Here is a 21364-nt window from a genome sequence, read left to right as displayed (position 1 = left end):
CCTTTCTCCTAGTGATAACTGTTCGGGCCACGAACATTGCTATGAACAAGATTTGGCGTACTCGTGTTGTCTTTACTCAGTTGTCCTTCACGATTGTTTTTCAACAAATTGCTGATGAAGGTGTAATTGGATTTTGTCAGCATCAGCGCATCTTTACAGGCTTGCTCTAGGCGCGATTCGCCATAGGTTTTACTGAGGCTGAGCAAGCCAAGGCAGGAACGATAAGACTGCTCTGGATGAGGCTTGGAGTTCAGCATCTTATTGACGACTTCTCGTGTGGCTGGGCCGATATTGGCTCCCCAGCTAAGCAAGCGCCCTGGCGACCACTTCTGATGTTGATGGTTGCTTGGCATGTGCTCTGGTTGGGTGCTGTTTCCTCGCTCTCTTTGGCTACGTGGATGCTGGGCCACCAAGTTACCTTGATGGTAGATCTGCACCAGGCGATTAGAGGCTTCCAACTCGACATGGTGACCAACAAGTTGATGGGGAACCGAGTAGTAATGACGGCGATATTCGATGTGATAGTCAGGGCCAACTTTGGCTCGTTTAGTTTCGGTATACAGGTAACGCTGCCTAGGCAGTGGCTTTAATGCAGGTTTGTCGAGTTTATCGAACAGCGCTTGGCGGCTGGCGCCATACTGTTTCATCTCACGCTGATTTAACTCATTCATGAGTTCACGGATGGCGAGATTCAACTCTTTAAAAGTGTGGAAGGCTTGGTGTCGCAACCGCATCATGATCCAGCGTTCTACTAGGAGCACGGCATTCTCTGCCTTGGCTTTGTCTTTCGGTTTGTAGGGGCGAGCAGGCATCACGGCTGTTTGATAGTGATTAGCCAGCTTTTGATAGCTGTCGTTCAGTCTCGGCTCATAACGATTGGCTTTGGTGACTGCGCTGCGTAGGTTATCGGGAACTAAGAGTTGTGGTACGCCACCGAAGTGTTCGAACGCATTCGCATGCGCCTCTAACCAGTAGGGCTTCCCTTGGCTGGGAAGGCTTCAACATAAGTGTAATTGGACGCGCCTAAAGTCGCGACGAACACCTCCGCTTCGCGCACTTCGCCTGTGTCAGGGTTGACCACCTGAAGCCGAGGCCCACAGTAATCGATAAACAGTTTATCACCTGCAACATGAAGCTGGCGCATGCTGCGTTTTTGGGTTTTGAACCAACGAGTGAAGTGCTCGCAGAACTGAGTGTAAGCGTAAGCTTGCTCTTGATATTGCTCATGATACTCCTGCCAGAGCAGCATCTTTGTCATACCTTTACGCCTGAGTTCGACTGCGTATTGAGTGAAGTCTGGCATAACTTTATCTCGACTGACTTTCTTGCCGTGATACAGCGCCTGTGTGAGATCTGCATCGCTGCAACTGTCGGGTAGAGGCCAACCAAGTTGGCTTTGTTTAAAGCGAGTAAGGAGTTCTGATACGGTGGACGGGCCGAGTTTAAGGCAAGAAGCGATACCACGATTTGAGAGACCGCAGTCGTATTTAAGGCGTAATACCTCTTTGATTTTGTTCATTGGAGTTCTCTTTTTGGCCATTGTCGCTTCCTTTCCTTCTTGTTTAAGAAGTAAAGAATAGCGAGCTATTGATTTAAAAGAGAAAAAGGAAGGATTTCGGCCATTACGATCGCGGTTTTCGCTATTCCGATCACCGATTTCGGAGTTTGACTAAAAGTGATCGGATAATCGCGGAATCAGTGATCGGTTTAAACCGAAATGGGTGATCGGATAATCCCGAAATGACTGATCGGAATGCTCCGAAATATGCACCAACTTTTGAAATTTTCTTTTCCTTGTCCATACTTTCATTTATCTCAATCAGAGATAAACCTAACGGAGTTTGTATGAGACATTTTTTAATAATTCTAACGGCTATTTTCAGCTTATCATTCGGAAGCGCTCTCGCGAGCAGCCAGTCTCCTGGTAACGGAAACATGGGGCCTATTGTAAAATGTTCAGATGGTAATGCAGTCACTCACGTGCCATTACTGATTTGTAAACATTACGGCGGAAAAGTGCTGTGATAGGAGACTAAAGTCAGGCTAGTAATGTAATTGCAGCCTGACGATTATTTATAACTGACACAACCTAACTGCGGCCAGATAGATTGTTTAAGATAGGACATTCCGTTGAAGCATCACCAGGGCAGTCATGAACCCAAGATTGCAGTTGAGCTTTCATCTTATTTAACTCAGCAAGCTTCAATTCTATTTCGTCTAACTTCTGCGTTGCCTTCTTTTTTACCTCGTAGCTTTCTCGATTGGGATTCATTGCCAACTCAACCAGTGATTTACACTCATCCAGGGTAAACCCAACCATTTTAGCTCTTAGTACAAACTCTAACTGTTCGATGTGAATCTCGCCGTATTGCCTATAGCCGTTTTCTGACCGATGTGGAGGACTCATCATGCCTTTACTTTCGTAAAAGCGAATGGATTTCGCTGTTGTACCAACACGCTTCGCTACTTCACCAATATTCACAATCTTACCTGTAAGCCTAAAATGAAAAACCGCAGTACTGCTGTTATACAATACTGCGGTTGAATAACATAGTTAGGGCGTAACGTTAAAGGCTTACTCTTGCTCTAACAACCAAATCATAGTTTGAGATTTTTCTTCACTGTCTAGCTTATTGAACCAGTATGAAACCATTTCGATCTCTTTTGAGCCTTCTAGTGATGCTGGGTTCGCGTTCTTACGATTCTTGAATGCCCAATCTGTCACTGCAGCTTGCTCTTCTTTGGTTGCTTCACCATACCAGTAATTCACCATCTCTTGTGCTTGTGATGCTTTTGGTTCTTCAGCAACTACAGCCGCAACAGGCACCGCTACTGGAGCAACAGCGATAGCTGTATGATTATTTGCGCCATTATAGATTGTGTCGATATACGCTTTCGGCACAATGAAAGTTGTACTCATTACTGAGTTTTGTCCATCAAGTGTAAATTCTAAGTTCTTTTCTCTTGCTTGCTGAATGTCAGCTTCGCTCAATGGAAATTCAATATATTGAGTCTTTGTGCAGTGTTCGCTGCAGCTCTCTCTTGGAACCTGTCTCTCTTCAAGGTCTATCGTCTTTCCAAAAAAGCTTACGGTTTCGTATTCTTTATAGCTCTGGAAGTAACTCACATCCATGATAATTGAAGATTCTGGAGCCGAGTTCTGTGTTACTTCTTTGTTGTATGTAAAGTAAAGTGACGATTTCAGGATATCAGCACCGACGTTCGCTTTACTTTCCGCTACATAAGATTGTCCAGTCACTTGAATGTAACCACCTTTTGGCTGTACATCTGCAACTGAGTCTGCAAAATTACTTTGTGAATCGAGTGAACTACAAGCTCCCAAAAATAATGATAATACAACTACACTAACTTTATTCATTATGACTAATTCCTTATGTTCACTATGGAAAAACGCTGGCAAACAAAATTTACCAGCGTTTTGATTTTTATCTAACTGTTTAAGCTAAAGATTCTAGCTTAGAAACCGTACTCAAGACCAACGCGAGTTACGATATCTGTATCAGCGTCACCAACAGTACGACCCGCTACACGTAGGTAAGGTACGAAACCGTTATGAACAGCCATTAGCTGACCAGAAATAGTGTTGCTGTCTGAGTTAGCATCTTTAGAACCATTTGTTTCAGACTCAAGGTTAGCTGCGTAACCTAGTTTGAAACCGATTGGACCATTCCAGTATTGACCAATGATTGAGTAAGAATCTTGAGTCACTTTACGGATGCCGTTGTCTAGCTCTTCGCCTTTATATGCTGCAGCGAAACCGAAACCTGCTGGTAGGCTAGCTTCAAAACCAACGATGTATGCGAATGTGTCGTCATCGTAACCAGCTACAGCATCAGTTTGGTAAATTTCACCTTTAGGCGTAGTTACGTTGCCGTTTGCATCTTTAATGTCTTCTTGAGCTACAACATACTCACCACCAGAAGCCGCAACTACACGAGTACCAGATTCAACCGCACCCATGAATGTGATTTTCTCAAAGCTGTATTTAGCACTTGCGCCAACGAAGTTTGCATCACGAGTCGCTGCGCCACCACCGTTGTCGTTATCATCACGACCAACAGAAGCTGCAAAAGAGAAACCGCCAAATTTAGCTGAATCGTAACGTACTTGGTTAGATTGACGATCGTAGTGACCGTTGATGCCGCCCCAATCGAATACAGAACCTAAACCAGGGTTAGAGAATGGCCAGTCGACGATTTCGTATAGTGGTGTAAGAACACGACCCACACGAAGGTTACCCCAAGAGCCAGAAGCACCAACGAACGTATCACGGAAACCTAGAACACCACCTGAAACGCCACCGTGAGACCAGTCTGTGCTATCTACGTAGCCAGATTCGATCTGCATTGTGATAGTAACGTCTTCAAACATATCTTTGTGAGCACGGAAGCCGATACGAGATTCGTTCTCTACTGCGTAACCAGAGCTAGAGTCATTGTTGTCAGTTGTGTTGTAGTTCACTAGAGAGATAGCTGCAACACCGTAAACGTCAACGTTGAAGTCAGAGTTGATACCAACTTCTTTAGCCATTACGCCTGTCGATAAAAGTGCAACAGATGCACCTAGTAGAGTACGTTTGAAAATTTTGTTTTCCATGGAATAAAACTCCTAAAAATGGATATAGCTGTTTGAATATTCCCCGCCTAAAGTTGGCCGCCGTAGAGAGAAATACCTTTTCTTGTTTGAGAACCCTAAACTCTGAATTCTCTATTTCCTTTCTGGTTATACACATCGTGTGCATCCATGGCATTAAGACTAACTTCGCCCTCAAAAAGATCAATGAGAACTTAATTTTCATCTAAAAAAATATGAGTTGGTGCAAATTTAGTAGGTACTTAGTGATCCAGATCGATAAATTGTAAAGCTCACAACCAAAAACAATAAAAACAATAAATATCAATCACTTGAATGGAGCGTACTCTTGTAAAAATAGAAGTGACTCGCATTTTTGATACAACTACAATGGTATTTCATTAATGTTGAGCAGCGTCACTGTCCTGATTTTAGAGTTCGTATAGGAACAAAATTCTCAACAATTAAAAAGCCCTCATTTTTATATCAGAAACAAAAAAGGCACTCCCTTGAAAGAAGTGCCTTTGAGCTTTTTTTATCTGTATTTACTTACGAAATAAGGGCTATTAGATCTTCTTCGGTTCTTATTTCGATACCTAAATCTTGTGCTTTGGTTAATTTAGAACCCGCAGCTTCTCCGGCAAACAAGATGTCCGTTTTCTTCGATACGCTACCCGTCACTTTCGCACCTAATGCTTGTAACGCAGCTTTAGCTTCACTTCGACCTAATTGCGACAATGAACCTGTTAACACAACGACTTTACCTTCCAAAGGCAGTTCTTGGTCATCAGGAGCTTCTTCGATCACAGGCCAGTTCACACCAAGCTCGATTAACTGATCAACAACCGCTCTGTTTTTCTCTTGTGAGAAGAAACTGGTGATGTGGCTAGCAACGATGTCACCAATATCTGACACTTCCACTAGCTGTTCATGAGTTGCGGCTTGAACCAGTTCCAACGTCTTAAAGTGTTGCGCTAGGTTCATCGCTGTCGCTTCACCGACTTCACGAATACCGAGTGAATAGAGGAAACGCGCTAATGTCGTGTCTTTGGCTTTATTCAGCGCGCTCACGACGTTCTGTGCCGATTTAGGCCCCATTCGGTCAAGAACAGTAATCACGCCAGCACTTAACTTAAAGAGATCAGCGGGCGTTTCTACCATTTCACGGTCTACAAGTTGCTCTATCACCTTTACGCCAAGGCCATCAACATCCAATGCCTTTCTCGACACAAAGTGCTTAAGCGCTTCTTTACGCTGCGCCTGACACACTAAACCGCCGGTACAACGCGCTACCGCTTCGCCTTCTACACGCTCAACCGCAGAGCTACATACAGGGCAAGCATCAGGGAAAACAATGTCTTTCGCAGTCTCAGGACGACGATCTTGTACAACCGCAACGATCTGTGGAATTACATCACCAGCTCGGCGAATAATAACGCTGTCGCCTACCTTCACGCCTAAACGAGCAATCTCATCGGCATTGTGTAAAGTGGCATTACTAACCGTCACGCCGCCTACGAAGATAGGTTCTAGTTTAGCAACCGGCGTAATAGCGCCAGTACGGCCCACCTGGAACTCAACATCGTTAAGCAGAGTGATTTCTTCTTGCGCTGGGAATTTGTAAGCAATCGCCCAACGAGGAGCCCTAGCAACAAAGCCAAGTACTTCTTGAGCCGCGATATCATCGACTTTGATCACCACGCCATCGATCTCATAAGCCAGAGCATCGCGGCGGGTCATGATATCTTGATAATAAGCCTTTACGTCCTCAAGTGAGCTAAGCTGCTTAGTCTCAGGACACATAGGTAAACCCCAGCCTTTCAGCTGTAAGAAGCGTTGATAGTGGCTATTAGAAAGCTCAGCGCCCTCTACAACACCGACACTGTATGCGTAGAAAGCCAGTGGACGCTTCGCTGTAATACGAGAATCAAGCTGACGCAGGCTACCTGCAGCGGCATTGCGTGGGTTAACAAAGACTTTCTCGCCTTTCTTCAGCGCCATTTCGTTCAGTTTATCGAAGCCGGCTTTTGGCATAAACACTTCGCCACGCACTTCAATACGTTCTGGCCAACCTTCGCCTTGTAGCTTAAGTGGAATTGAGCTAATCGTACGTACGTTTTCCGTGATGTTTTCACCCGTTGCGCCATCACCACGAGTCGCCGCTTGAACTAATGTCCCGTTCACGTAAAGCAAGCTCACAGCGAGGCCATCGAGTTTAGGCTCGCAACAGAAAGTTTTAAGGTTCGCGGTTGGTGCTCTATCGGACATACGCTTATTGAACGCATCCAAGTCTTCGTCAGAGAATGCATTGTCTAGAGAAAGCATTGGGATTTCGTGAGTCACTTGCGTGAAGCCATCTAAAGGCTGACCGCCAACACGTTGGCTTGGTGAATCCACCGTAACAAGCTCAGGATTCTCTTCTTCGATCTTTAGCAATTGCTGCATTAATCGATCGTATTCGACGTCAGGGATCTCAGGGCTATCTTCTACGTAATAACGAACGGCGTGATAATGCAGAGTTTCTCTTAACTGCTCTAAGGTAACTTGAATCGATTCTTTCATATCATTCTCTATCGTGATTGAAATATCAAAAAGGGCTCCCTTAGGAGCCCTTTTCTATAAATATAGATTATTTACAAGGCTAAACAATACGGCTAGGCATGCGATGCCGTCATAAAGTCTCTGATTTGCTTGCGGTAGTCAGATAAACGGTTTGGTGTCATTAAGTTGCGTGACTCATCCAACACGTTTCCGCCCATATCGTCGGCAATTTTCTGCGCCGCACTCAGCATCACATTGAAGTTTTGATCAGCTTGACCGTAACAAGGCAACGTCATAAAGAACGAAATACCTTTTGTGGTAAAGTCAGCAGGATCGTCGTGTTCTAGAGTTCCTGGTTGCATCATGTTCGCAACACTGAAAATAACTTTTGGTGCGTCTGTAGATTGTGCAAAGCAGTGGTAGATAGACATCTCACCATAAGTTAGACCGTTGTTCTCCATGCTGCGGAAAAGTTCAGTGCCCACGAATGGGATCTCTCCAGCACAATGAACATTAAGAACAATCACTTCTAAGCCAAGTTCTTCATCTGGCTGAGTTTCTTCAACGGGCGCACTTTGCGGAGTCACGACTTCTTTCGCAACAACTGGCTCTCGTTGAGTAAGCGTTTCGTTTGGAACGAGTGGCTCATCAACTGTCTCAGAAGATTCTTCAAACGAACCGTACTGCTCTTTAAAGCCGGCGTGGTTTTCTTTTTGCTCGTCAGTCAACTCAAAGCTTGGAACTTCAGGCTCAACGACCTTCTCTTCCTCAATCACTTCAGGTTCACTTTCAACCTTAATTGGGTCTTCTACGCTGAAAGAAGGAAGATCATTCAATTCGATGTCATCTTCGTAAGCTTCTTTCGCTTGTGGCGCTGTTAGCGGATCTGAGTCGATCAGCGGATCAGTCTCAGAGGGTGAAACAGCAAAATCCGGCTCTTTACGTTCTTTTCGGATTATCTCAAAATCATCTTCTGGGGCGAATGAACGGTTTGGAATAGTTTCTGCTTCATCTAAGCTGTCATTATCAAGCTTACCGAGCGGCTTATCTCCAAACTTTGCTTTCCCTTCTTTTTTACTCGTCCATAGACCATGGAACAATAATGCGGCGATAGCTAATGCGCCAACAATAATGAGTACAAATCGCAATTCCTGCATTTTTCGCTCTCAGCTTTCTTAGTCAACTAGCTATAAACACGCTGTCACTAAGTTGGGTTAATTTGGCTAATCTCACTACTCTATCAAAAGTAGCCACTGTTTTAGAACAACTTAATACAATTAGTTCCTTACATGGTGTGATTTTCACCACGCTTTTTTTCTTAATTTCGGTCGAGTACACTAGACATGTTTGCTATTTAACCAAATTCACATGTGACCTAATTTAAATATGACTATTGAATCTGTTCCCCGCTCCGGCTTTGGCTATTTTATTTTCGGAATAAAAATCGCTTTATCACCGAGCATTCGTAAGTTTGTGCTAATGCCACTTATCGCGAACGTGTTACTCGTTGGTGGTGCCTTGTTTTATATCTTCTCCAACCTAAATACTTGGATTGAAGGTTGGATTGGTACATTGCCAAGCTTCTTGTCGTGGTTGTCATACATTTTATGGCCACTGCTTGTGTTAACCGTCTTGGCCACGTTCTCGTATTTCTTTAGTACGCTCGCTAACTTCATTGCCGCACCGTTCAACGGCTTACTCGCGGAAAAAGTTGAAGAGTTGTTGAGTGGTAAAAAAGTTAATGACGATGGTTTACTTGATGTCCTCAAAGATACCCCACGTATATTAGCGAGAGAATGGCGCAAGCTTGTCTACATTCTGCCAAAAGCGATCGGTTTATTCCTGCTTTTGTTAATTCCAGCACTAGGACAAACCGTTGCACCGTTTTTATGGTTCATTTTCACAGCATGGATGTTAGCGATTCAATACGCCGACTACCCGTTCGATAACCATAAAATCAAGTTTGATGACATGAGAAACAATTTGAAACAAAAACAAGGCAAGAGCTACAGCTTTGGCGCGCTTGTTTCTGTGTTCACCACAATTCCAATTCTAAACCTGATCGTAATGCCCGTTGCCGTTTGCGGCGCGACGGCGATGTGGGTTGCTGAGTTTAAAGACCAAGCTCTGCGTTCTCGTCTATAGTTCTCGTCTATAGTTCTCGTCTATAGTTCTCGTCTATTACCCCGCCTATACTTCCTTGTTTCGCCTATCTTTTTGAAGTTCTGATCTCAATAAAGATAGGCGTGAATTCTGCTACATATCTATATGATATAACTTTTTAATCCTTTTACCTTTTTTTCAACTTGTTTAATCTAAATTCAAGCTGAACAAACATCGAAAGACACTAGACGGTAAAGTGATTGATATACTACGTTTAGTTCTGTCAATAAATGAAGGAATATCGCATGAGCAAGATCTACGAAGACAACACCCTAACGATTGGTAACACACCTCTAGTCCGCCTTAACAAAGTAAGCAAAGGTAACGTCCTAGCTAAGATCGAAGCTCGTAACCCAAGCTTCAGTGTTAAGTGTCGTATCGGTTCAAACATGATCTGGGAAGCAGAAAAAGCGGGGACGCTTAAGCCAGGTATCGAACTTGTTGAGCCTACCAGTGGTAACACAGGTGTTGCACTTGCATTCGTAGCAGCAGCACGCGGTTACAAACTAACGCTAACTATGCCTGAATCAATGAGCCTAGAACGTCGTAAGCTGCTTAAAGCGCTTGGCGCAAACCTAGTGCTGACTGAAGCACCAAAAGGCATGAACGGCGCGATTGCTAAAGCAGAAGAAATTGTCGCTTCAGACCCAGACAAGTACCTACTACTGCAACAGTTCAACAACCCAGCTAACCCACAGATTCACGAGCAGACGACTGGTCCTGAAATTTGGGAAGCAACAGACGGCGAAATCGACGTGTTTGTAGCGGGTGTTGGTACGGGCGGTACTATCACTGGTACAAGTCGTTACATTAAAGGTGAAAAAGGCAAAGCGATCACTTCAGTAGCGGTTGAGCCAGCTGAGTCTCCAGTTATTGCACAAGCGCTTGCAGGTGAAGAAATCAAGCCAGCTCCGCACAAAATTCAAGGTATCGGTGCAGGTTTCATCCCTGGAAACCTAGATTTAGAGATTATTGACCGTGTTGAATCGGTAACTTCTGAAGAAGCGATTGAGATGGCTCAACGCCTAATGAAAGAAGAAGGTATTCTTGCAGGCATCTCATCTGGCGCGGCAGTTGTAGCAGCAAACAGAATCGCCGAACTACCTGAATTTGCAGGAAAAACTATCGTTACTGTACTACCAAGCTCTGGTGAGCGTTACCTAAGCACAGCCCTATTCGCTGGCATCTTTACGGAAAAAGAGAACCAACAATAATATGTGGTCAAATCAATTTTTCGTCCAAAAAAGCCCCGTTTAGGGGCTTTTTTGTTGATCCCTGCCCCACCTTTGGTAATATCGGGTCTGTTTTATTTTTCGCTTCAAAATAAAAGAAGCAATAAACAAATTCTGAAAGTCATGAGTACTCAGTAAAAGACGACCATGGCTGGATAAAAATTTATAACCAGTCTAAGTTCTAACACGAACATGGCGTACTAGCCTCTAGCGCATTTGGGCTAAAGCAGTTAAGCTAATCTGGTTACAAACTTACAAAAAATAAATTAATTGGGGTATATAAAATGTACGAGAAGCAAGTAGAAATCACAGCAGAAAACGGTCTTCACACTCGTCCAGCTGCACAGTTCGTTAAAGAAGCAAAATCTTTCGACGCTGACATCACAGTGACTTCTAACGGCAAAAGCGCTAGCGCGAAAAGCCTGTTCAAACTACAAACTTTAGGCCTAGTAAAAGGTACTAACGTTACTATTTCAGCTGAAGGTCCTCAAGCTCAGCAAGCAGTAGACCACCTAGTTGCTCTTATGGATCAACTACACTAATACGGTCTCCTTCTTTCAAAGCCATTTTGCATAGCAAAGTGGCTTTGTTCGAAATAGATAGGAATAAGCGCGACATTAGTCGACGACTTAAAGTCACACACTCTCCCGTTTACAGTTGAACAACTAAGGTAAGGCTATGATTTCAGGCATCCTAGCATCTCCTGGTATTGCTTTCGGTAAAGCACTACTACTTCAAGAAGATGAAATTGTCCTAAATACTCAATCTATCTCTGACGACCAAGTTGAAGCAGAAGTACAGCGTTTCTTTGACGCTCGTAACAAATCTTCTCAACAACTTGAAGTTGTTAAGCAAAAAGCACTTGAAACTTTTGGCGAAGAAAAAGAAGCAATCTTTGAAGGCCACATCATGCTGCTTGAAGATGAAGAGCTAGAAGAAGAGATTTTAGCACTCATCAAGAAAGACAAGATGCACGCAGACAACGCGATCCACACTGTGATCGAAGAGCAAGCTGTTGCACTAGAGTCTCTTGATGATGAGTACCTAAAAGAACGTGCAACTGATATCCGTGATATCGGTACTCGTTTCGTTAAAAATGCACTAGGCATCAACATTGTTTCTCTAGCAGACATCAATGAAGAAGTTATCCTAGTTGCTTACGACCTAACGCCATCTGAAACTGCACAAATCAACCTAGACTACGTTCTTGGTTTTGCTTGTGACATCGGCGGTCGTACATCTCATACTTCAATCATGGCACGTTCTCTTGAGCTTCCTGCTATCGTTGGTACTAACGATATCACTAAGCAAGTTAAGAACGGCGACATGCTTGTGCTAGACGCGATGAACAACAAGATCATCATCAACCCTTCTGAAGCTGAATTAGCAGAAGCTAAGAAAATCAAAGCAGATTTCGAAGCAGAAGCGGCTGAACTAGCAAAACTAAAAGATTTACATGCTGAAACTCTTGACGGTCACCGTGTAGAAGTTTGCGGTAACATCGGTACAGTAAAAGACTGTGACGGTATCCTGCGTAACGGTGGTGAAGGCGTTGGTCTGTACCGTACTGAATTCCTATTTATGGACCGTGACGCGCTTCCTACTGAAGAAGAGCAATACGTTGCTTACAAAGAAGTAGCAGAAGCAATGGAAGGCGAGTCAGTGATTATCCGTACTATGGATATCGGTGGCGACAAAGACCTACCATACATGGACCTTCCACAAGAGATGAACCCTTTCCTAGGCTGGCGTGCAGTACGTATCAGCTTGGATCGTCGTGAAATCCTACGTGACCAACTACGTGGCATCCTACGTGCATCTGCACACGGTAAACTACGTATCATGTTCCCAATGATCATTTCTGTTGAAGAGATCCGTGAACTGAAAAAAGCAATCGAAGAGTACAAAGTTGAACTTCGCGCTGAAGGCCTAGCTTTTGATGAAGAAATCGAAGTCGGCGTAATGGTTGAGACTCCAGCTGCTGCTGCAATCGCACACCACCTAGCGAAAGAAGTATCTTTCTTCTCTATCGGTACTAACGACCTAACGCAATACACTCTTGCGGTAGACCGTGGTAACGAAATGATTTCTCACCTATACAACCCACTATCTCCTGCTGTACTTACAGTAATCAAGCAAGTGATCGACGCATCACACGCTGAAGGTAAGTGGACTGGTATGTGTGGTGAGCTTGCTGGTGATGAACGTGCAACGCTACTTCTTCTTGGTATGGGTCTAGATGAGTTCTCTATGAGCGGTATCTCTATCCCTAAAGTGAAGAAAGTAATCCGTAACTCTAACTTCGCTGAAGTTAAGGCTATGGCTGACGAAGCACTATCTCTACCTACAGCTGCAGAAATTGAAGCTTGCGTAGAAAAATTCATCGCTGAGAAAACTCAGTAATCGCCAAATGCTTAATAAAGTTAGACGGCTAAAAATAGTCGTCTAATTTGTTAGATTGGTATAGTATATTCTACAGAATAAAACTAAACGTTAGGAGCATGACACAATGGGTCTGTTTGACAAACTGAAAAAGCTTGTATCTGATGACAGCGCTGATGCTGGTGCAATCGAAATCATCGCACCTCTTTCTGGTGAAATCGTAAACATCGAAGACGTGCCAGATGTAGTTTTCGCTGAAAAAATCGTTGGTGACGGCATCGCTATCAAACCAGCTGGCGACAAAATGGTAGCTCCAGTTAACGGTACTATCGGTAAGATCTTCGAAACTAACCACGCATTCTCTATCGAGTCTGACGACGGTGTTGAGCTTTTCGTTCACTTCGGTATCGATACTGTTGAACTTAAAGGCGAAGGCTTCACTCGTGTAGCTGAAGAAGGTCAATCTGTTAAAGCTGGTGACACTATCATCACTTTCGACCTAGCTCTTCTAGAAGAGAAAGCGAAATCTACGCTTACTCCAGTTGTTATCTCTAACATGGACGAAATCAAGGAGCTGAACAAGCTTTCTGGTTCTGTAACTGTTGGCGAAACTCCAGTTCTTAAAGTAACGAAGTAATCTCGATTACTTATCTGCTTTAATTAAAACGCTACCTAAGGGTGGCGTTTTTTGTGCCTGCTGTATTTGCTCAAGTTCCTTATAAGACAGTTCTGATTACTACTCATCACCTTGCTGCAAACAATCCCTCAATAAGCCACACTAATACCCAATTCTAAATTCCCAACATAACCCTACTTTGTTATTAAACCATGTTAAACGCCACCATAAGCGCAGATCTCATGCGTTAGAGCACGCGGTATGACTTTCGACAAGCACCGGGGCTTTGATATCTCGTTCCGTTCGATTCTGAGGTGGCTATCATCATTGACTCCTGATTCTTCATCTGCGCTCTAGGTTATAAGCTTTATCTAGCTTATTGTCTTTCGACTACAACAAGAGCCCTAACATCTGACTTAAAAACAGATTCCTGATACCTCGTTCTACTCGGTTCTGGAATGACGTAAATATCCTTACCCACCTATAGAGAACTCGTCATTCCCTATAGTGAGGAACGAACGCGATAGGGAATCTCGCTTTTGCTCCTGCTTACCAACATTGCACTTTTTCAAATACACCTTCGCCAAATTGCAGGCAATAAAAAACCCAGCCGAAGCTGGGTCTGTTTAGCGCTCATCTCTCACCACGAGCTAATTTGTGGAGGCCTTACGTTGACACCGAAGGTCAACGTGGCTTTTTAATCGATTAACCTAGTAGGCTAAGTGCCGAGTTCGGAGCTTGCTTCGCTTGAGCAAGGATCGAGCTTGAAGCTTGAGAAAGGATCTGAGACTTAGTCATCTGAGTCGTTTCTTTCGCGAAATCGGTATCTTTAATACGGCTCTTAGATGCGTTAACGTTCTCGTTAATGTTGTCTAAGTTGCTGATAGCGTGGTCGAAACGGTTTTGGAAAGCACCTAGCTCAGCACGGTGGCTGTCTACATACTTAAGTGCCGCATCGATGACTGCTACAGATTCTTGTGCGCCGCCAACTGATGTTACGTCAATAGTATCAACGGTTACGTCTTTACCAGGTTGCATGCCTAGTTCGCCAGCCAAGCTGCCAGAGAATGCTACTTCGCCTTCAACTTTGTTGTTACCAGTAAACATTTGTAGCTTGCCATCTTCAGTTACAGACGCTTTCACAGAGTCTTGTTGACCGTTGATGTACGTTGCTAGCTCTTCGATATCGTCACCCGCTTTTGCGTTGATGTCGATTTCTTGCGCTTGGCCGAAGTTGTCGGTGAACGATAGTTTCAGGTCGTTAGAACCCGCTTGAACGTTCCAGTCTTTATCTTTCGCGTTCTCAGTTTGGTAGCTCTTACCACCCATCTGAGCGTTATCAGAACGCATGTCTTTCAGTTGAAGCATTACCGCTTCACCGTTGTCCGCACCGATTTGAAATGATTTAGTACCGTGAGTACCGTTAAGTAACTTGTTGCCACCAAAAGACGTCGTTTCCGCGATACGGTTCAGTTCGTCGTTCAGTGCTGTTACTTCTTCTTGAATCGCTACACGCTCAGATTTTGAGTTTGAGCCGTTTGAAGATTGTAGAGACAAATCACGCATACGTTGCAGAATGTTAGTCGTCTCGTTCATTGCACCTTCAGCTGTTTGTGCAATTGAGATACCGTCGTTCGCGTTACGTACAGCAACATCAAGACCACGACTTTGAACGTTCAAACGGTTCGAGATTTGTAGGCCCGCAGCGTCATCTTTTGCGCTGTTGATTTTTGAGCCAGAAGCTAGACGCTCCATTGATGTTTGTTGTGCGCTGTTTGCGTTGTTTAGGTAACGTTGCGCTGTCATCGCTGAAACGTTTGTATTTACATTCACTGCCATGGTGATTTCTCCAATTGATTTTCCGGTATAGCGGTTTCCGACGTCTCGGAAAACCAAGTAGTTATCTCTAAGTTATTTTTAATAACGGCGTGATTGGCGAAACCTTTAGGAAAAAAACAACAAAATTAAAGAAATAGCGGTAAAACAGAAGAAAGCGTGACTGGTCGTAAAATTATCGAAAAAAGATAAGAAAATCGCTAAAGTTGCCGGGAAGTCAGTCGAGTGAGAAATTGTATCTTTATTCGCCAAAAAGCAATAGCGAAGCTGAAATGCCTTTATAAAATTCGAGGTAATTCATTAACCTAATAACGTTAAAGCCAGATTCGGCGCTTGCTTGGCTTGAGCGAGTATCGTTGTGCTCACTTGCTGCAGTATTTGTTGCTTGAGCATTTGAGTGGTTTCTTTGGCGTAGTCGGTATCTTTGATTCGACTATTTGATGTCGCCAAATTCTCATGAACGTTTTCAAGATTATTAATGGCATGATCAAAGCGGTTTTGCATTGCCCCTAATTCAGAGCGATGGCTATCGACATACTTCATCGCCGTATCCAAAATAGAGACGGCACGCTGAGCACTACCTACATCCGTTACATTGATGTCATCGACTGATTCGTAATAACCCGCAGACATGGAAAGCTCAGTGGCTAACGAACCTGAAAAAGAGATCGTGCCTGCCGTGTCTTCGCCAGACATATAGATCTGAAGCTGCCCTTCATCATTAACTGAAGCCGAGACCAGATCCGTTTGACCATTAATGTAAGTCGCCAACTCTTCGATATCATCGCCCGCTTTCGCGTTGATGGTGATCTCTTGTGGCTGACCAAAACGGTCGGTAAACGACATCGTCATATCATTCTGGTTGGATTTGACCTCCCACGAGTCACTTGCCATGCCATTGGCGACATAGCTAAAACCACCCATATTGATGTCATCGGTGCGCATGTTTTTCAAACCTATCTGCACCGCTTCACCAGAACTGCCACCGATTTGAAATGACGAGCTACCAAAGCTACCGTTAAGGAGCTTTTTACCGCCAAACGAAGTCGTTTCAGCAATTCGATTCAACTCATCATTTAGAGCTGTCACTTCTTCTTGAATAGCCGTCCTTTCAGACTGGCTATTCGAACCATTACTCGCTTGCAGTGACAAATCTCGCATGCGTTGCATGATATTGGTGGTTTCATTCATCGCTCCTTCTGCAGTCTGCATAATGGAGATTCCATCGTTCGCATTTCGAACCGCGACATCAATGCCGCTCATCTGCGCTTCTAGTCGATTTGAAATTTGTAAGCCAGCCGCATCGTCTTTTGCACTATTAATACGACTCCCTGAAGCTAAGCGCTCCAAAGATTGGTTCAGCATGTTGTTGGCATTCGACAGATTCCTCTGAGCCACCAGCGCTGAGACATTTGTATTAACAGTTATAGCCATAGACCTTCACTTACAAAAAGATGAATAAAACTCACGATTGCTCTTATATCGACCAATTCATCTAAAGCTTTAATAAAAAAGGAGCCCAGAGGCTCCCTTTGTTTATTCTTTTTTAGACGACTTACTTAATCGTTAATGCACTCAACATCTCAGTTGAAGGAGCAAAGTAGTAAGCGCCGATCACTGCTTTAGTAAAGCGAAGCAGTTGGTCTGTTTTACCATCTGTCACGCCGTACATACTCTCTAGCATCGCATCAAAGTTATGACGAACGTTACAGTAAGCAATGAACAATAGACCGTGGTCGCCCGTTGCTGTGCCGTAAGGTAGGCTATGACGAACAATTTTAAGGCCCTTGCCTTCTTCTTTGATATCCACACGGCCAACGTGAGACGCCGCAGGAACATCATCTAGCTCGATAGAGTCTGGCTTAGTACGGCCAACCACTTTCTCTTGTGCCGATACATTTAATCGGTTCCAAGCAGGTAGGTTATGCACAAAACGTTGCACCATCACATAACTACCACCAGCGAACTCACCTTCAGGCACTATCGCCACTTCAGCGCGCTGTGCGTCTTTCGGGTTTTCAGTGCCATCAACGAAATCGGTCATGTCACGTGAATCTAGGAAGCGGTAACCGTAGGTTTCATCCACTACTTCAACGTCTGCAGCTACTTCAGATAGCAATTTGCGTAGGATGAAGAAGTGCAGATCGTGTCGATTTGAATGACAGTGAATCAGAACATCAGACAATGTGCTCGGTGCAGTGACATCACCCTCACCAAGCGCAGGGAAATCAATGAGGTCAGACGGAGCAGCTTGCTCGAACTTATCCCAAAACGCCTTTGAGAACGCAACTGACGCCGTTAAGTTCGCATCGGGTTGAGTTTGGTTAAGCTCGTCGATTAGAGTCGGAAGCTTTTGAATTTCAGCTAATACGTTAGCAGCGTTAGCATTCACTTTTAATTGAACGTAAAGAGCGAAAGGCCCAGCTTCTGGCAAGATAGCACTTTGAACGTTAGGCTGCTCATTTGAGATGTTAAGCATAGATTAATCCTTTCATTTTTAGCTTCTAAGTATAATTGTGAATGGGACAAATGTTTTGATGAGAATCAGTCTTCGAGCTCAACCACTTTAAAGCAATCCCTAGCAGCATGACTATTGGTTAGAAAAAGCGCTAACCACAGCAGCAATAACAGGGTGATGCCATTTGACCAACGGAACCATCCATTATCCAAATAGATTAAATAAATGGTATGAGACCCCTGCGCCAAGATAGCCATCATGGTGACCCAACGCCCCCAAGAAACGACTTTATTTAGACGCTTTCTATCTGGTGTTCTAAGTCCAAACAGCCACATCAGTAGTAAGCTAGGGACACTCAAAGCAATTCCGACATAAAACATCTGGTGGTCAGGATAGATTATCTCGAGGATATCCGTTCCCGACTCTCGGCTTGCGCCCGCAACAATGAAAACGACCAAAGCTTTCGCCAGAAATAGCCAACCTAACCATAATAAGATCGGGGCTTTCAAAAAGCCGTGTTTGTCGTATTGTTCTATGGAGTACCGCACAAATCTCACTTTCACTTATTTTCAAACCAACACTTTAACGCAAATCATTCATACTTAACTAGGTTTGCGTTATCTTATTGGTTAATCCGTTTTAATTATCGAACTCAGTATGAAAAAGAAAACTAATACACCGTCTTTTGAATCTCAACAAGAAGCACTGAAGATAGCCAAAGCGACTCAAAAGCCAGCTCAAACCAAAGAACAAACTAAACTGATTGCTCAGGGTATCGAGAAAGGCATCGCACTGTATAAGAAACAGCAAAAAGAGCGCAGTCGCCAAGCCGACAAAGCAAAAAAGCGAGTACAGAAAGAGAAACAAACTCAACAGACTAATCAAGCCCAAGAACAGAATGTCGACACGAGTGTTGCAACAACATCAAATCACGGCAGCAAATTACCGTGGCTACTACTGGTCGCTAGCTGGATAGGCTTCGCAATTTATTTGATGAAATAACAGGGTAATCGTATGAAAAAGGAATTAATCGCTTTAGCTATGAGTGGTGCATTGCTAGGTTGCACGACACCAACATCAATACCTCATAGCGAAGCTGACAAAGTGCAAATGGATTACCACGGTGTGATTAATATCGAGCAATGCGAGTATAAAGGGGAAGTCACAGGCAGCGAAGGCCATTGGTACAGCTACCTGTTTTACCCGAATGACACATTGATTCAAGGCGCCATGAATGAACTCAAGTCGAATACGATTGAGCTAGGCGCAGATACCGTGATATTCACACTTCCCCAAGATTTTTCCACTTCCGTGACTATGCTGGGAACTGCCTATCTGTGTAAGTAAATAGAAACGTAATGAGGTAGCTCACTACTCAAATGAGCGAGATGCTCCCTACTATTTCTATTCTAAAAAAAGAAAGCCAGCTTTCGCTGGCTTATGCACTAAATCCAAGGCTTGTTGCTATATCGCCTTTACGCTGGATAACCCATTGACTGTCAAATGGCCCCCAGTCGGATAACTGGTAATAGCCATCATTATGACGTCGCCCATCTTGAACAAACATAAGTTCGATACCGATCCCCGGTAACGCCTTGAGTACATCTTGAATAGTACGACGAGGCCACCCCGTTTTTTCGATGAGTTTAGGCACATTTGGCCTATCAAGGCTTTCCACTAACAATGCTAAATATAGCCGCCTTGCAAAAACAGGACTCAACTCCATTGACACCTCCTATATATGTGCAGCTCAATTATTTCTTTTTTCGCTGACAACATGTTGAGGCTGATCAATAAGTCTCCAATAGTGACATTTTCTTACGCTTTTTTTTCACTCTATGAAATATTCATCACTCTATTTTGTCTGAGTTGCCGCTTCCTGATAGGATTCAACTCATAACAATGAAATAAAATCACTCAAAGGAAGAATAATGACTATCACCATGTTTGGTATCCCAAATTGCGACACCATTAAAAAAGCAAAGAAATGGCTCGAAGCTGAAGGTATCGAGTTCGAATTTCACGATTATCGCAAACAAGGCATCACAGAAGAGCTAGTAACAGGCTTCTGCTCTGAGCTAGGTTGGGAGCTTGTGCTAAACAAACGTGGTACGACTTATCGCCAACTTTCTCAAGAACAGAAAGATACCCTAACAGAAGAAAAAGCGGTGACTTTGCTTGTTGAACAACCTGCAATGATCAAGCGCCCAATCTTAAAAGTAGAGGGCAAACTTCACATCGGATTTAAAGCCGACCAATACGCGGCTATTTTTGCTTAGATCGTTGTATTTACATAGACAGACAACAGGAAGTTGATCATTGAATCAGCGCCTAAAAATTAATGACTAGACGTTTTATTTAAACAAGGAATTCAAGGATGACAGATAGCCCAACTTTGGCTCTGGCAAAAGACCTAATCAGCCGTCAATCGGTAACACCAGAAGATGCAGGCTGCCAAGACCTGATGATTGAACGCTTAAAAGCACTCGGTTTTGAAATCGAAGTGATGGTATTTGAAGATACGACCAACTTCTGGGCTCGCCGTGGTACTGAAGCGCCTCTGTTTGCTTTTGCTGGTCACACTGATGTAGTGCCTGCAGGCCCAATCGAACAGTGGAATACCAAGCCATTCGAACCGACTATCGTAGACGGTTTCCTACATGGCCGTGGCGCTGCTGATATGAAAGGCTCTCTGGCTTCAATGATTGTTGCTGTCGAGCAGTTCATTGCCAAACACCCAGACCACACAGGCTCAATCGGTTTCTTGATCACTTCAGATGAAGAAGGCCCTTTCATCAACGGTACAGTACGTGTTGTTGAAGCATTAATGGCACGCGGTGAAAACATCGATATGTGTATCGTTGGTGAACCATCGAGCACTGAGTTCGTGGGTGATGTCGTGAAGAATGGCCGTCGTGGCTCTATCACTGGCGACCTAACGATTAAAGGTACACAAGGCCATGTTGCCTACCCTCATCTAGCGAATAACCCGGTACACAGCTCTCTGCTTGCTATCAACGAGTTGGCAACGACTGAGTGGGACAAAGGCAATGATTACTTCCCACCAACCAGTTTCCAAATCCCTAATGTAAGCGCAGGTACGGGTGCTTCAAACGTTATCCCTGGTGAGTTTAATGTTCAGTTTAACCTGCGTTTTAGCACAGAGTTAAGCAACGACATCATCGTTGAGCGAATCACAACAACGCTCGATAAGTACGACTTCGAATACGATCTGAAATGGACCTTCAATGGCGACCCGTTCTTAACAGACGCAGGCTCATTGCTTGATGCTATTGTCGATGCAGTCGGTCACGTGAATGATGTTAAGCCTGCGCTGCTTACCACAGGTGGTACATCTGACGGCCGCTTTATTGCTCGCATGAAGGGGCAAGTGGTAGAACTAGGTCCTGTTAACGCAACGATTCACAAGGTTAACGAATGCGTGAAAGTGGCGGATTTAGAGAAGCTAACTGACATGTACGAAAGAACATTAGTGAACCTGTTCGCTAAATAGTCTTTCATCAGCGATTCATAGCATCTAAT

The 21364-nt window shown here is 44.0% G+C and carries 19 protein-coding genes and 1 pseudogene; 9 read left to right on the top strand and 11 right to left on the bottom strand.

Annotation, left to right across the window (positions count from 1 at the left end):
• Nucleotides 1-8: 8 nt before the first annotated feature.
• The 6 genes and pseudogenes from istA to zipA form a co-directional block, all read right to left on the bottom strand.
• A pseudogene (gene istA / locus OCV19_RS04075) lies at nt 9-1540 on the bottom strand (IS21 family transposase).
• A gap of 549 nt (nt 1541-2089) precedes the next feature.
• The gene (gene cueR / locus OCV19_RS04070) at nt 2090-2482 is read right to left on the bottom strand and encodes a Cu(I)-responsive transcriptional regulator (RefSeq protein ID WP_061038747.1); all 393 of its coding nucleotides are present in this window, start codon (nt 2480-2482) and stop codon (nt 2090-2092) included.
• Nucleotides 2483-2575: 93 nt separating this feature from the next.
• On the bottom strand, nt 2576-3379 hold the full coding sequence (locus OCV19_RS04065; RefSeq protein ID WP_061038746.1) for a DUF2057 family protein: 804 nt from the start codon (nt 3377-3379) through the stop codon (nt 2576-2578).
• A gap of 98 nt (nt 3380-3477) precedes the next feature.
• Nucleotides 3478-4617 carry a porin gene (locus tag OCV19_RS04060; RefSeq protein ID WP_061038745.1) on the bottom strand — a complete coding sequence of 380 codons (1140 nt, stop codon included), beginning with the start codon at nt 4615-4617 and terminating at the stop codon, nt 3478-3480.
• A 525-nt stretch (nt 4618-5142) separates the two neighbouring features.
• A complete protein-coding gene (ligA, locus tag OCV19_RS04055) occupies nt 5143-7155 on the bottom strand; it encodes an NAD-dependent DNA ligase LigA (RefSeq protein ID WP_065675265.1) in 2013 nt (670 codons plus the stop codon).
• A gap of 92 nt (nt 7156-7247) precedes the next feature.
• Complete coding sequence (gene zipA, locus OCV19_RS04050) at nt 7248-8291, bottom strand: cell division protein ZipA (RefSeq protein ID WP_065675264.1); 1044 nt, start codon at nt 8289-8291, stop codon at nt 7248-7250.
• A gap of 229 nt (nt 8292-8520) precedes the next feature.
• Between zipA and cysZ the strand changes: the two genes are divergently transcribed.
• From cysZ to crr, 5 genes are all read left to right on the top strand, one after another.
• On the top strand, nt 8521-9279 hold the full coding sequence (gene cysZ / locus OCV19_RS04045; protein ID WP_065675263.1) for a sulfate transporter CysZ: 759 nt from the start codon (nt 8521-8523) through the stop codon (nt 9277-9279).
• A gap of 263 nt (nt 9280-9542) precedes the next feature.
• Complete coding sequence (cysK, locus tag OCV19_RS04040; protein WP_017061934.1) at nt 9543-10511, top strand: cysteine synthase A; 969 nt, start codon at nt 9543-9545, stop codon at nt 10509-10511.
• A 302-nt stretch (nt 10512-10813) separates the two neighbouring features.
• The gene (locus OCV19_RS04035; RefSeq protein WP_004734263.1) at nt 10814-11071 is read left to right on the top strand and encodes an HPr family phosphocarrier protein; all 258 of its coding nucleotides are present in this window, start codon (nt 10814-10816) and stop codon (nt 11069-11071) included.
• 136 nt (nt 11072-11207) lie between these two features.
• Nucleotides 11208-12932 (top strand): phosphoenolpyruvate-protein phosphotransferase PtsI, encoded by a 1725-nt coding sequence (ptsI, locus tag OCV19_RS04030; RefSeq protein WP_065675262.1) that lies wholly within the window; start codon nt 11208-11210, stop codon nt 12930-12932.
• Nucleotides 12933-13038: 106 nt separating this feature from the next.
• On the top strand, nt 13039-13548 hold the full coding sequence (gene crr, locus OCV19_RS04025; protein ID WP_004737851.1) for a PTS glucose transporter subunit IIA: 510 nt from the start codon (nt 13039-13041) through the stop codon (nt 13546-13548).
• Between the two features lie 684 nt (nt 13549-14232).
• Here crr and OCV19_RS04020 read toward each other — a convergent pair.
• The 4 genes from OCV19_RS04020 to OCV19_RS04005 all read right to left on the bottom strand — a co-directional run bounded on the left by OCV19_RS04020 (nt 14233) and on the right by OCV19_RS04005 (nt 18369).
• Nucleotides 14233-15366: a flagellin gene (locus OCV19_RS04020; RefSeq protein ID WP_010436625.1), complete on the bottom strand. Its 1134-nt coding sequence runs from the start codon at nt 15364-15366 to the stop codon at nt 14233-14235.
• A 297-nt stretch (nt 15367-15663) separates the two neighbouring features.
• Nucleotides 15664-16797: a flagellin gene (locus OCV19_RS04015; RefSeq protein WP_065675261.1), complete on the bottom strand. Its 1134-nt coding sequence runs from the start codon at nt 16795-16797 to the stop codon at nt 15664-15666.
• A 121-nt stretch (nt 16798-16918) separates the two neighbouring features.
• A complete protein-coding gene (locus OCV19_RS04010; RefSeq protein ID WP_065675260.1) occupies nt 16919-17842 on the bottom strand; it encodes a Dyp-type peroxidase in 924 nt (307 codons plus the stop codon).
• Between the two features lie 65 nt (nt 17843-17907).
• Nucleotides 17908-18369: a DUF2919 domain-containing protein gene (locus OCV19_RS04005; protein ID WP_065675259.1), complete on the bottom strand. Its 462-nt coding sequence runs from the start codon at nt 18367-18369 to the stop codon at nt 17908-17910.
• Nucleotides 18370-18478: 109 nt separating this feature from the next.
• Between OCV19_RS04005 and OCV19_RS04000 the strand changes: the two genes are divergently transcribed.
• Both OCV19_RS04000 and OCV19_RS03995 read left to right on the top strand, forming a co-directional pair.
• The gene (locus OCV19_RS04000) at nt 18479-18823 is read left to right on the top strand and encodes a DUF2956 domain-containing protein (protein WP_065675258.1); all 345 of its coding nucleotides are present in this window, start codon (nt 18479-18481) and stop codon (nt 18821-18823) included.
• Nucleotides 18824-18835: 12 nt separating this feature from the next.
• On the top strand, nt 18836-19168 hold the full coding sequence (locus OCV19_RS03995; RefSeq protein ID WP_048616132.1) for a DUF4156 domain-containing protein: 333 nt from the start codon (nt 18836-18838) through the stop codon (nt 19166-19168).
• Nucleotides 19169-19259: 91 nt separating this feature from the next.
• Here the strand turns inward: OCV19_RS03995 and OCV19_RS03990 are convergent, their stop codons facing one another.
• The gene (locus tag OCV19_RS03990) at nt 19260-19547 is read right to left on the bottom strand and encodes a winged helix-turn-helix domain-containing protein (RefSeq protein WP_004734273.1); all 288 of its coding nucleotides are present in this window, start codon (nt 19545-19547) and stop codon (nt 19260-19262) included.
• A 205-nt stretch (nt 19548-19752) separates the two neighbouring features.
• Here OCV19_RS03990 and OCV19_RS03985 point away from each other — a divergent pair, with 205 nt between their 5' ends.
• On the top strand, nt 19753-20100 hold the full coding sequence (locus tag OCV19_RS03985) for an ArsC family reductase (protein ID WP_048612196.1): 348 nt from the start codon (nt 19753-19755) through the stop codon (nt 20098-20100).
• A gap of 98 nt (nt 20101-20198) precedes the next feature.
• A complete protein-coding gene (gene dapE, locus OCV19_RS03980; RefSeq protein ID WP_048616137.1) occupies nt 20199-21335 on the top strand; it encodes a succinyl-diaminopimelate desuccinylase in 1137 nt (378 codons plus the stop codon).
• Nucleotides 21336-21364: the final 29 nt, after the last annotated feature.

It is taken from the genome of Vibrio celticus, assembly GCF_024347335.1.
Classification (GTDB): Bacteria; Pseudomonadota; Gammaproteobacteria; order Enterobacterales; family Vibrionaceae; genus Vibrio; species Vibrio celticus.
This window is presented reverse-complemented; position numbering and strand designations above follow the sequence as displayed.

Excerpts from the sequence above, each read along its gene's own strand:
- OCV19_RS04065 (WP_061038746.1), bottom strand. The coding sequence starts at position 3,379 with ATGAATAAAGTTAGTGTAGTTGTATTATCATTATTTTTGGGAGCTTGT.
- OCV19_RS04060 (WP_061038745.1), bottom strand. The coding sequence starts at position 4,617 with ATGGAAAACAAAATTTTCAAACGTACTCTACTAGGTGCATCTGTTGCA.
- ligA (WP_065675265.1), bottom strand. The coding sequence starts at position 7,155 with ATGAAAGAATCGATTCAAGTTACCTTAGAGCAGTTAAGAGAAACTCTG.
- zipA (WP_065675264.1), bottom strand. The coding sequence starts at position 8,291 with ATGCAGGAATTGCGATTTGTACTCATTATTGTTGGCGCATTAGCTATC.
- cysZ (WP_065675263.1), top strand. The coding sequence starts at position 8,521 with ATGACTATTGAATCTGTTCCCCGCTCCGGCTTTGGCTATTTTATTTTC.
- cysK (WP_017061934.1), top strand. The coding sequence starts at position 9,543 with ATGAGCAAGATCTACGAAGACAACACCCTAACGATTGGTAACACACCT.
- OCV19_RS04035 (WP_004734263.1), top strand. The coding sequence starts at position 10,814 with ATGTACGAGAAGCAAGTAGAAATCACAGCAGAAAACGGTCTTCACACT.
- ptsI (WP_065675262.1), top strand. The coding sequence starts at position 11,208 with ATGATTTCAGGCATCCTAGCATCTCCTGGTATTGCTTTCGGTAAAGCA.
- crr (WP_004737851.1), top strand. The coding sequence starts at position 13,039 with ATGGGTCTGTTTGACAAACTGAAAAAGCTTGTATCTGATGACAGCGCT.
- OCV19_RS04020 (WP_010436625.1), bottom strand. The coding sequence starts at position 15,366 with ATGGCAGTGAATGTAAATACAAACGTTTCAGCGATGACAGCGCAACGT.
- OCV19_RS04015 (WP_065675261.1), bottom strand. The coding sequence starts at position 16,797 with ATGGCTATAACTGTTAATACAAATGTCTCAGCGCTGGTGGCTCAGAGG.
- OCV19_RS04010 (WP_065675260.1), bottom strand. The coding sequence starts at position 17,842 with ATGCTTAACATCTCAAATGAGCAGCCTAACGTTCAAAGTGCTATCTTG.
- OCV19_RS04000 (WP_065675258.1), top strand. The coding sequence starts at position 18,479 with ATGAAAAAGAAAACTAATACACCGTCTTTTGAATCTCAACAAGAAGCA.
- OCV19_RS03995 (WP_048616132.1), top strand. The coding sequence starts at position 18,836 with ATGAAAAAGGAATTAATCGCTTTAGCTATGAGTGGTGCATTGCTAGGT.
- OCV19_RS03990 (WP_004734273.1), bottom strand. The coding sequence starts at position 19,547 with ATGGAGTTGAGTCCTGTTTTTGCAAGGCGGCTATATTTAGCATTGTTA.
- OCV19_RS03985 (WP_048612196.1), top strand. The coding sequence starts at position 19,753 with ATGACTATCACCATGTTTGGTATCCCAAATTGCGACACCATTAAAAAA.
- dapE (WP_048616137.1), top strand. The coding sequence starts at position 20,199 with ATGACAGATAGCCCAACTTTGGCTCTGGCAAAAGACCTAATCAGCCGT.